The following is an 11889-nucleotide window of genomic DNA, read 5'->3' as shown; positions in this document are numbered from 1 at the left end:
TCGTAGAACTTACTTTTACACTATACTCCCCAGTAGTAGTGGCAGTATAGCTTTGACTGGTGGCACCACTAATGGCAATGCCTCCTTTGTACCACTGGTAACTCGTAGCTGAAGAAGCGGTCAACAATACGCTACCACCATCACAAAATGTCTTATCACCAGTCACGGTAATCTCTGCAACTGGAACTGGGTTTACCACAACTTCTACAGCATTAGAAATAATACTACACCATTTATTTTTTACCTCGACCTGGTAATATCCAGACTTAGTAGCATAAAAAACAGCATCAGTCGCACCTACTATGTCACCATCCATATCCATCCACTGATAGGTAAGTCCTTCTTCAGCAGAAGTCACGGATAATTTCACTTTTTCTCCAGTACATACCGCTGGTGATCCATCTATAACAACATCGGATATTACCGGTGTGGGTCCAGCAGTTATCACCAGTGAATTACGTGCCATTGTAGAGCAACCTTTATCATTTGTAATTTGAAGCGTATATGTTCCAGATTCATCGGTTTGGTAAGTACTTCTTGTTGCACCAGCAATTGGAACACCATCTTTGATCCACTGTTTTGCAAAAGGAGTGCTACTTGCTGTTAAAGTCACGGTGGTTCCTTCACAAAAGTCATAATCACTAGGACTAATAGTTACTAAAGTAGTTAATTCAGAAACTTTCAAAATTCCAGTAGTTTCAACTTTACATCCAAGTGCTGAAGTAACCACGACCTTAATATCCCTTTCATTAAAGCTCAATGGCACATTATTCAGTGTCAATGCTGCAGTATTTACTCCAATTATATCTGTTCCTTCAATAAAATCCACCCAGTTGCCTGCAGTATTTTTAAACTGCCATTTGAAAGTATTGTTCTCTCCTGAAGCAGTTGCCGGGATGGTTATATTTTTTGTTTTGCAAACCCCTATAGTTGTGGGTAGAGTCACAACTGGGAGCGCTACCACATTAATTACATAAGTGGTTTTTTGCTGATCATTTCCGTTTGTTCCCAGGGTAAAAGAACCTGTTGCAGCAGGTTTTCCGGTAATATTCATGGTGTTTCCAGTACTCAGGAAATTAAGGCCTGATATATTTCCAATACGGGATACGGTTCCAGCATTTCCCTGATAAGAAAATGAAGTAACATCTGAACCAGAACAAATTTCATACAATTGAATATGATGGTACTTTATGTTATTACAAGCCTCTACCGAAGTTCCATTCTTACATTCCAAATGTGGATCTGAAGGTGCTACCCCTGTAGGCGTAACGTTTGGATTGGTCGCATCAGGATCTGTGACATCTGCCGGACGGAGTATACTTGCCTCAGCAGAAATTGGGTAGACAAGAGGCGAAGTGGTCATTTTTCCAGTGATGACAAATTCAACCTCTGCCTGGTTGACCATATTCAGCTTGGCCATAAACCCTCCGCTACCTATAGAGGAGCTGGTTACCATTCCAGAGGGGCTCATTGTAATCGGGATGCTGGGATCGATCTGGAATCCTGCTGGATTTACAAAAGCAAAAGTCGCCCCTTCTACGGCGCTAGGTCCATCATTTTTCACTTTTATGGTATAACTAATCTGCTGGTTCGACAGAAAAGAACTCACATCTGGGGTAATACTAACCACCTTTAAGTCGGCAACCTTAATCGCTAGATCAATCGGGTTGTCCACTTCACTTCCCTGAATGTAAGCCCAGGTATCCATAGATCTGCTATTTCCAAAACTAATCAGGCCTGAACCTGAATTGTCATTATTATCAGGACCTACATAGGAAGTATACGCTCCCCAACTATGTTTTTTCTCTTCCTTAAGACTTCCAGTTACATTATTAATGGCTGGTTTTGATGTTTGCCATGAGGGATTATCTGCACCTGTTATATCTGAGTCATCCCAATAAGTTCTACTACTATAGATAGATTCATCCCCCGCTCCCTCTCTAATTTCATAATCAGTGGTATTGTCGGTCAATTCAATAATTAACCCTTGTGGATTAATCTCCATGTCTATATAAGGGAAATGGACTTCGGCAGACTGCAATTTCGTTTTAAGTGTACTGAGCACATTTGCTGGTAAAAGGTAATTTCCATTACCATCCTTTCCATCCCAATAAACAGAATTTGAACCCGTATTTGCAACACCGATAATCACCCTGTTTACAATCGCCCCTGCAGGTGTGGTTACAGGAATAGTGATTCTAAAAGTACCTGAGGTACTAGATTCAAAATTAATAAAAGCGCCATTTCTACCTGCCAGACCAGGTGTTCCCTCTGCTCCAATTACCCTAAGGTTAGTGATTTGAGGAAGTACTGCTGTATTTTTCAACCAGGTTTCAGCCCCAGGGAAACCCCAAATAGCTGCTTTAGCCGGTAAGTCTGGATTTGGCTTATTATAGAATATTTTATGCGTAACATTAGTTCCATTGTCGGCAAGCGTAGGATTATGAGTCACTGGTAAAATAGCTGCAAGTGTAGATGCATTCACACTTTTATAAGTTGGAACCGAGTTACGGGCGAAACCATTGCTATTGGAGAAGAAAGTAAAAGCAACTCCATTATTACCATTCGTATTTACGCGATATGCACGTCCATCTCTTGTCAGTACGTAATGGCTTGCATAATAGGCTTTGGTCTCTAAGAAGCTCTCTTTCATATGCAAGTTCAGTACATTGGCATATACCCTTCCTGTCAACCAATTGGTACCATTCTTCAATACAGAAATATCCCATGCTGCAATTTCATCAAGATTTCCTCCTCCTCCAGACCTCGACTGCGTCCAGTTCCCATTAGCTGAGATATCTACCCCGGTCCTTGAATCAGTTCCTACCGTCCCTGAAGGGGGTAAAAATTCTACTTTCCAAACACCTTTCGTAGCAGCAGTAACCATTACTGTATAAGGGGTGTAGCTATTTGCGGGATCATTAATCCCTTTTTTTGGACCAGCAAGCTCCCCATTCCGATCAGGAATCCGGCCAATAGTAATGTTTGAATTTGAATTGATGACGGAACCTGTAGGAGAGGTTAAGATAATTGTCCCTTGTCCATATCCCTGTGCACTAGATGCTACCGCAATAATTTCCCCTGCCTCGGCATACACATAATGAGTACCCCGGGTCTTAAATGGCCAGGAAGGACTTGGGGTATTATTAGAATTACAGTTTAAAAATGCGCGATTTCCTTTTGCATTATTCGGATACAAGTCTTTACTTCCTTCGGCATAAACAGTCGAAAAGTTGACCAACAAACAAAATGCGATTAGGCCGCATACTTTGCTCATGAGTAAAAAAGACAGACGTCGGAGCGTTTCTAGTATCATACACGGGAATAGAGATGTATGTTCTTTAAGGATCTTTGGTAAAACGAAATCAATTCTTTAAATAATTACGCTTATCCACAAGGTGATCGTCAATACCGAATTTTCTTAAAGGTTAACTCTATTTAGCACTACCAAATTAATTAGAATTTTGATAATATTCCCATGAAGAGTAGCAAAAAATGGAATTTTTAATAAAAACCGAGCCAAAAAAAGCATTTAGTCATAAAACAATATTTAAACTACAAAAAAGACATAAATTAATTTTTTCAGATAAAATATGGGGAAAATAAATTCAAAATATGGAGACAAAAAAGCAATAGATTCCCCGAATCGGGGAATAAAATACACACTTTCATACAACATAAGATAGTGCCACTAAAGCAAATACTCTTATAATAAGTGTAAAATCGTCGAATATCCAAGAAATCATCAAAAATAAAATTCAACAACCAGAAAAATTGGAAAATTATTATTCTTTAAAAGAAAAATAAAAAACACTAGTATTCTGTTGATTAAACCAGGCTATAAAAACACAGGAAAAAAACTGACCAATGAGGTAGAAAAAAATCAAGAAATCTAAGTGTTTTAAAAAATGGCTGAGAATTAAACACCATAAAAATCACCTAAACAACTGAAATACAATGAAATTCAAGAGTTTTTCATTTGAAACAAAAAAATGTGATCTAGATCATTTTTTTGACTTTAGTCAGAATATATCTTTGAAACAATTTATTCAACTCGATGGATGTCGATCAGCATTAGGGGCACGTTCCGGGAAGTTCGGCCCCTACTTTTTCATCATCATTAGTGATAAAAATCCTGATTAAACTAGGTAACACCACCAATAACAAAGGCATTGCCATTAAAAAGCCACCTATAATTGCAATAGCCAGCGGTTGATGCAACTGTGCCCCTGCCCCAATTCCCAGTGCCAAAGGACTTAAAGCAAGAATAGCCCCTAAAGCAGTCATCAGTTTAGGTCTGAGTCTCGTAGAAATGGCATACACCAGGGCATCATCCAGACTTCTGGTATTTAGCGCATCCTTAAACTGAAGGAAGGTAAATATGGCATTCTCTGCAACAATCCCTACCATCATCACCATGCCCGTATAACTTCCAACATTTAATGGTGTTTGTGTGAGGTACAATGCCAAAGCACAACCAGAAACCCCGAGTATCGCAATAAATAGGATCAGAAAAGCAATTTTGAAATCTTTAAAAACGAACAAAATCACACTGAAGACCAACAAACAGGATAGCAAAAGAATCATGAACAGTTCCTTAAAGGACTGTTGCTGTTCTGCATACGCGCCACCATATTCTATGAAATAGCCAGTTGGAAGTTTAACTTTCGCTGCAATCTCCTTCTGAATATCTCCCATTACTCCTCCAAGATCCCGCTGATTCAATCGTGCAGAGATCAGCCCAATCAACTGTAAATTCTCTCTTTCGACTTCTGCTTCCCCGGTTTTAATCTCGACTTTAGCAAGCTCCTTCATCGGAATCATCTTGCCCTTATCCAAAAATATATTCATCTGACTAAGTTCCTCCATACTAGGATTTTTTCCTCTAAAAGAAACCATCCGAACAGGAAAGAGTTGTTGCAGTGCGTAAACATTCCCAATGACATTCCCTTCCAATGCAGCCTGAACTTGCCATTGAAACGCTGAAGGAGAAATTCCATATTGCGCGAGCGCAGCATAATCCGGAACGATAGATACAGATGGACCAGCAATCACAATTCCATCAAACACATCAGCAGTCCCTTTAACTTTTGAAACCACATCTGCTACACTTTTTGAAAGTTGTTGAAGAACTTTCTGATTTGTTCCAAATATTTTCAGTTCGATAGGCTGTGTCGCACTCATCAAATCGCCCAGCATATCTCCAATTACCTGTCCGAAGTCAACAGTTAATGCTGGCTGGGACTGTTCAATTTCACTTCTAATCTCATCGATGACCTCATTAGTTGTCCGCTTTCTGTCCTGTTTCAACTGGATCAGGTAATCTCCAGTATTTGGAGCTGTGATAAAAAATCCCATTTGCGTACCAGTACGTCTTGAATAAGCCTCCAGTTCAGGAATCTTAACCAGCATTCGCTCTACTTCCGTTAGAATCCGATCGGTCTCCTGAAGGGAAGTCCCTTCAGGAGTTTTATAGTCCAGAACAATACTACCTTCATCCATCTCAGGTAAAAAACCCGTTTCCAGACGCGGAAACAAAAGTACCATCAGCAGCAGCAGGATTGCGATAAATCCAAAGCTCAGATAGGGTCTGTGAATAAAATAACTGATCCAGGTCTTAGCACCAGAAACATTCAGTTCATTTTTTGGAGCCGCTGTCTTTTCTTTTTTTGTCAATAACAGGTAGATCACCGGCAAGCCAATCCAGGTCACGAAAAAGGAACAGATGAGTGTGATGACCATCGTTTTGGTCATCACCTGAAAATAAGCACCTGCAACACCAGTCATCAGTACAAAAGGGACAAAAATGACGATGGTGCTAATTGAAGAAGCCAACATTGCAGGAAAAAGGTAGCCGATCGCTTTTTTTAGCAAGCCCGGAGTTCGTTCAGCTGGATGCTCTTCGTGTGTACGATGAATCTGTTCGACCACCACAATTGCATCATCTATGATTAACCCAATAGCTGCTGCAATCGCTCCTAATGTCATGATATTAAAGGAATAACCGATCAGGTTTAAAACAATCAAAGTGAGACCAAGGGTAATCGGAATGGTGATCAGAATGGTTAGACTTGGCTTCCAGGATCTTAGAAAGAAAATCGCCACCACTATGGCCAGCAGTAAACCTAGCCACAAGCTATCCGTCACACTGGTTACCGCCCGATTTACAAATTCTGCCTGTAAATAATAAGGTTTAATGGTTACGCCCTGAGGTAAAATCTTTCTCAAATTAGCAACCTTTTGTTCCATTTGCGCAGAAAGATCAATCAGGTTGGCATTAGGTTGTTTGATCACTGCAATCAGGATCCCCTCTTTACCATTGGCATTCACGCGTGTATATTCGATGGCTTCCGCTACATTTACCTCCGCCAGATCTTTTAACCGAACCGCTCTGTTGCCCTTTTTACTAACGATCAGGTTTTCCAGATCTTCTTTAGTTTTTAAAGTAGCATCCGTAACTGATAAGTATAAATAATTATAATCTGAAAGATATCCGTTCGATTTCACAAAATTAGTTTGTGCCATCGCGCCGGCAATTTGTTCCGGACTGATCGCCAATGCGCTCATCCTGGAAAAATCTAACTTTACCCGATATTCTTTCGTTTTTCCTCCAATGATCCTGATTTCTGAAACACCCTCCACTTGTAGTAAAAATGGCTTAATGGTATAATCCGCCAGCTGTTTCAGCTCTACCTGCGACTTACTCTTGCTTTCCAGAGTATAACCACTTACTGGAAGAATTGCAGGATTCATTTTTTCTATGCTAAGGTTCAACCCGGCAGGGAGACTGTTTTTAATCCTGGCAATTTGCGATTCAATTCTTTGCTGACTTAAATCAATATCTGCATTCCAGTTCATGTAAGCAGATATTTCACAACTTCCCCTGCTGGTTACACTCCTAATCAGCTTTAAATCGGGTACCTGTTTTACCACACTTTCCAGAGGTTTCGTCACCGTCAGCATCATTTGATTAACCGGTTGTAGCTCCCCTTCTGCAATGATTTTGATTTTAGGAAAAGTGATCTCAGGAAATAAAGCGGTCTTGATTTTAGTATAAGAAAAAGCACCAGCCAGAAGGATCAACAGTAATACTGCAATCAGAGGTCTCTTGTGAGAAATGAAAAAACTATTCATGGCTATTTCTTTATTTTAATCTTCGCGGTATCCGCTAGCCCATAGTTACCAGTCAGCACAAACCGATCATTTGCAGCAAAAACAGGATTCAGGATTTCAACCTGTTTTCCATCGTCTATTCCCTTTTTCACAGGCACTTTAACCGCTATCGAATCATTGCTCAATTTCATCACCCAAAACTCATCTTCAGTTTCATTACTCAGCACAGCTGATTTGGGAAGTGTTACCGCATTGGGATGAGCAACACTGATCAACCTGGCAACAGCCACCAGGTTTTCCGGAATGGAATGTCCGGGGCTAACACGGATGATGAAACGCTGCGTTTGCGCGATAGAATCTACAGTAGCCAATGGGATAGTCAACCTTCCATTTAGCTTTTCACCATCAGGTAAGCTGAGCAGAACCTCAGTGTTATTAATTACATTTTTCCGCATGGCATAAGGAACATCCAACAGAAACACCAGACTGTTTTTATTGCTCAATACCGCTAAGGTTTCTCCCTCCTGTACATAATCTCCTTTTTGATGGTTCAGCATCGTGATAAAACCCGATTGAGCTGCCCTGATGTTTGATATTCCGGAGAACTTAAATCCAGGGTCCAAACGATTGATCGAGTTTCCGATCGCCTGCGCTTCTTTGGTGACCAGGCTAAACAACACCTGGCCACCGTAGACAGCATCCCCTATGTTCACCTTCATATCCCGCAAGTATCCATTGATATTTGCTTTCACATTACTTTTTTCCAGAAAAGCCGAACTGGCATTTAAATCGACATAAGACATCATATCCTGATGCCCCGCATGGGTAACTTCTACAGGTGTCTGCAGTTCTATTGCATCCGACACTTCATCTTTCTGTTGCGTTCCGCAAGCCATCCATAATAAACCGAGGCCAAAGCCCATGATGTTCTTTATCAGCTTCTTCATATTACCTGTTCCAATAATTGAATTGATTGATCAGCTTAAAGCCGTTGATGTCTGTTTGGCGCAATAGATTCTTTGCCGCCAGATAATTGTTAATGGCAATGATATAATCCGCAATCCGAAGATCGCCGGTAGTTAAGAGTCGGCTGTCGACTTCCATGAGACTTTTCGCAAAGTGGATTTGGGCATTGATCTGAGGATACAGCGCTTTGTTTTCCCTAATCTGTTGCAACAATAACTCGACCTGCTGTTGGTGTTGCCGGACAAAAAACTCCTTATATGCGAGCCCTGTTTCCTGCTGAATACGCAACTGATGGAGTTGAATTGCCTTCTGGTGTCCATCATAAAGTGGAATAGAAAGCGTAAAGCCGGCACTGGTTCCAAAGTTCTTATAAGGTTGAAGTAAAAAAGAAGAGTTATATCCCCCATTTACATAGATATTGGCTTTAGGCCGGTAATTGAGTACTACACCTTTTTTATCATTTTCATTTTTCAGACTGTCGAGTTTAAAACGTGTGATGAAGAATTCACCTGCCACAGGTAGAGCAGCACTCAGATTTGGTGCTTTCAGTTCGGTTAATGCCGTATCCCGAATCCCACACAAGTAATTCAGAATCCCGTAATCATTCTTAAACTGAATTTCAGCCTGTTTCCAGGCCAATTGTTGTTGTTGAAAGCTGACTAAAAAAGTAAGGTATTCGGTTTGTTTATAGGTATTAGTCCGCGTCAGCTTTTTGAGGAGTTGTTCTTCTTTTTTCAGCAATTCATAGACCTCTGCATTAAAAGTCATTTGTTCCTGACTGGCATAGGCATTCAAATACTGATCGGTGATGTTTTTCTTTAAGTCCAGCACAGACCAATTGGCAGCATAAGTCAGGGAATCACTATGAATTTTCGTTTGTGTGATTTGCTGGTTGATTCTATCTTTTCCCACCAGGGTATAGTTTAGATTCAATAAAGCTTCCAGCGATTGCCCGTTGGTAATGGCCTGATCATAGCCATAACCTTTGATTACAGGCGCGTACACTCCAGCGGAACTTGCGGTTAGCTGTGGTTGATACCCAGCCCTCCACCTTAAACTATCCAGCTGATTACTCCGTTGTTGATTTCTAAGATCATGGAGCACCGGACTCGTACTCAGGCCTTGCCGGATGAAAAAATCCAGGTCTCTGCCAGACTGTAGCTGTCCTTTCCCTGAAAGGGATAAGAGGACAAAGCCGACAAGGGCAAAAATGCTATTTTTAAAACGTTCCATGGAAGGAGAGACCAAAGGTTTTATCCTCATAAACTGGCACCATACTGTAGCTGACCGTTTGTTTCCCCAACACAAGTTTCTTTAGATGGGGATACAGGTAATAGGCGATTTTGGTGGAAAGGATACCTATCCCGGCACCGGCTACCACATCACTGAACCAATGTTTATTGTTGTACATCCTTAATGTTCCGGTGGCTGTTGCTACTGCATATCCCGCAAAGCCATACCATGGAGAAACGTCTTTATATTCCTGTTTCAAAAACTCTGCACCTGCGAAAGCCAAAGCAGTATGTCCGGAGGGAAAAGAGGTATAACTACTTCCATCCGGTCTTAAACGATGTGAACTGTGTTTTAACAGAGAAACGCTACCTCCCATAATAGCAGAAGACAACAAGTAAATCCCTGTTGCATCTACCAGGTTATTTTTTCCTTTTATCCCGGCAAGGTTTAAAGCATAAACCGACAGTGCTGGTGCAAATTGCATGTAATTGTCTAAATGAGCCGCAAACAAGGGATGATCTTCCTGAAGCTCATTCCTTGTGCTGCGATCTAAATTACTGATGGGATTATCTCCGAAAGACAGGGCGCCATAGGTAATAAATGCTGCTGGAATGATCAGTGCTTTTACATGCAGCGGATTTTCGTTGGTACTCGCTTTCTGATTCTCCTGGATATTCTTTAAAGCTAAAGAATCAGTGGGTTCTACCTGGGCATACAAAAATGCTGGAAGACAAATTGCGATAAACAAACAGCGCAGCTTTTTCATGATTTGAATTTTAGATAAAGCTAACACTCAAATATGTAGAAATTCTGTAGCTGGTTTTCTACTTAAAAAGTTCCGGACATGGAGAATCCAACCGCCTTTTGCTGGTAAACGGGCATCACATTGAAATTACTTTGTTTGCGACCCATGATGAGTTTTTTAAGCTGAGGATACACCAGATAACCTAGTTTAGCAGATAAAATACCCACCCCGGCGCCAGCCACTACATCACTTACCCAATGCTTGTTGTTGTAAAGTCTGAAGATGCCGGTAGTTGTGGCCACTGCATAACCTGCGTAACCTATCCAGGGAGATACATCCTGATATTCCTGTTTCAGGAATTCGGCTGCAACAAAAGAAGCGGCGCTATGTCCGGAAGGAAAGGAATCGTAACCACTGCCATCAGGTCTTAACCTATGGGATTGCTTTTTAGCAAATGCAACTACGCCGGTCATGATTCCCATTGAAACCAGGTAATTCCCGGTAGCATCAACATAGCTGTTTCGCCCTTTTACTCCGGCCAGGTTTAGGCCATAAACGGCCACTGCCGGTACATATCTCATAAAGTCATCTGCACTTTTGGAAAAAAAAGGATGATCTTCCTGAAGTTCCCTCTGTGTATTGCGATCTATATCTCTGATAAAATTATCCCCTTTTGCCATGAGTCCATAACCTATAAATACTGCCGGTATGATAAAAGGAGCAATTTTAACCTTATTGTGGTTTGCTATGGAATCAACTTGCTGAGCCTTGGTACTCAGCGAAAAAAACAAGATTAGCACCAGGCTACACTTCAATCTCAACATCTTATACTGTTCTTTTTCAAAACTACCGATCAATTCTGTAGCAATTCTGTGGGCTTAAAAGCTTAATTTAGGCTTAAATTTCAAAATTAACAAAATCAGCTGCATTGATGGCATCATAAATGTTGCTACCAGCCGAATACACAAAAATTACCATATATGTCCAAAATTGAAATCACTCTGGATCAACTTTTAAACGGCTTAATTGCCCGTATCCCCTCTTTTATAGCGGCCATTCTTACCTTGTTTGTAGGACTTTGGCTGATCAAATTTTTGATTCGTTTTTTAACCAACCGATTTACAAAAGGCAGAATCGACATCTCTCTATCCAGCTTTCTCTTGAGCATCATCAAAGTAGTGCTATATGTGCTGTTGCTGTTAACGGTAGCTTCTACTTTGGGCATCCAAACCACTTCATTTGTTGCCGTACTCGGAGCTGCAGGTCTGGCGGTAGGTTTAGCCCTACAAGGTAGTTTGTCTAACTTTGCTGGCGGAGTGTTAATTCTCCTGTTTAAACCATTTAGAGTTGGCCATGCCATCAGCACCAATAATGGGGTGAGCGGTACCGTACTTAAAATTGACATTTTATATACCACATTAAAAGCAGGCAATGGTACTACATTATATGCTCCAAATGGTCCTTTGGCAAATGCGGTGATCAACAACTTAACGGATAACGAGACCAGGATGCTGGAATATGTGATTGGCGTATCCTACGATTCTGACATTAATGTAGCCAGGAACGCCATTACCAAAATTCTTGCTTCAGATCCACAGATCCTAAAAGATCCGGAACCTAAGGTATTGGTCACAGCTTTAGCAGACAGTTCCATTAGTCTGACCATCCGCGCCTGGGCATCCAATGCAGAGTTTTGGCCGGTTTACCACAGAAACTTTCAATCGATCAAAGAGGAACTGGATAAAAACAGTATCGGAATTCCAGCACCGCAGCGTGAGGTACATGTGATTACCGGAACAGAAACAGCAAAATAGATAGCCTTTAAGGCATAA

The 11889-nt window shown here is 41.0% G+C and carries 6 protein-coding genes and 1 pseudogene; 1 reads left to right on the top strand and 6 read right to left on the bottom strand.

The features are described 5' to 3' along the window. From R2Q94_RS08620 to R2Q94_RS08595, 6 genes and pseudogenes are all read right to left on the bottom strand, one after another. A pseudogene (locus tag R2Q94_RS08620) lies at window positions 1–3277 on the bottom strand (immunoglobulin domain-containing protein); the annotation flags it as partial. 797 nt (window positions 3278–4074) lie between these two features. After that, on the bottom strand, window positions 4075–7134 hold the full coding sequence (locus R2Q94_RS08615) for an efflux RND transporter permease subunit (protein ID WP_316821045.1): 3060 nt from the start codon (window positions 7132–7134) through the stop codon (window positions 4075–4077). 2 nt (window positions 7135–7136) lie between these two features. Beyond that, entirely contained in the window at window positions 7137–8060 is a 924-nt protein-coding gene (locus R2Q94_RS08610; RefSeq protein WP_316821044.1) for an efflux RND transporter periplasmic adaptor subunit, read from the bottom strand. 1 nt (window position 8061) lies between these two features. Beyond that, the gene (locus R2Q94_RS08605; RefSeq protein WP_316821043.1) at window positions 8062–9312 is read right to left on the bottom strand and encodes a TolC family protein; all 1251 of its coding nucleotides are present in this window, start codon (window positions 9310–9312) and stop codon (window positions 8062–8064) included. Next, a complete protein-coding gene (locus tag R2Q94_RS08600; protein WP_316821042.1) occupies window positions 9299–10078 on the bottom strand; it encodes a phosphatase PAP2 family protein in 780 nt (259 codons plus the stop codon). Before R2Q94_RS08600 ends, R2Q94_RS08605 begins: the two co-directional genes overlap by 14 nt. A 62-nt stretch (window positions 10079–10140) precedes the next feature. After that, window positions 10141–10881, bottom strand: a complete 741-nt coding sequence (locus R2Q94_RS08595) for a phosphatase PAP2 family protein (RefSeq protein ID WP_316821041.1) — start codon at window positions 10879–10881, stop codon at window positions 10141–10143. A 156-nt stretch (window positions 10882–11037) separates the two neighbouring features. On the opposite strand from R2Q94_RS08595, the gene R2Q94_RS08590 reads away from it, so the two are divergent. Further along, window positions 11038–11871 (top strand): mechanosensitive ion channel family protein, encoded by an 834-nt coding sequence (locus R2Q94_RS08590; RefSeq protein WP_316821040.1) that lies wholly within the window; start codon window positions 11038–11040, stop codon window positions 11869–11871. Window positions 11872–11889: the final 18 nt, after the last annotated feature.

The organism is Pedobacter gandavensis, from assembly GCF_032678465.1.
Classification (GTDB): Bacteria; Bacteroidota; Bacteroidia; order Sphingobacteriales; family Sphingobacteriaceae; genus Pedobacter; species Pedobacter gandavensis_B.
This window is presented reverse-complemented; position numbering and strand designations above follow the sequence as displayed.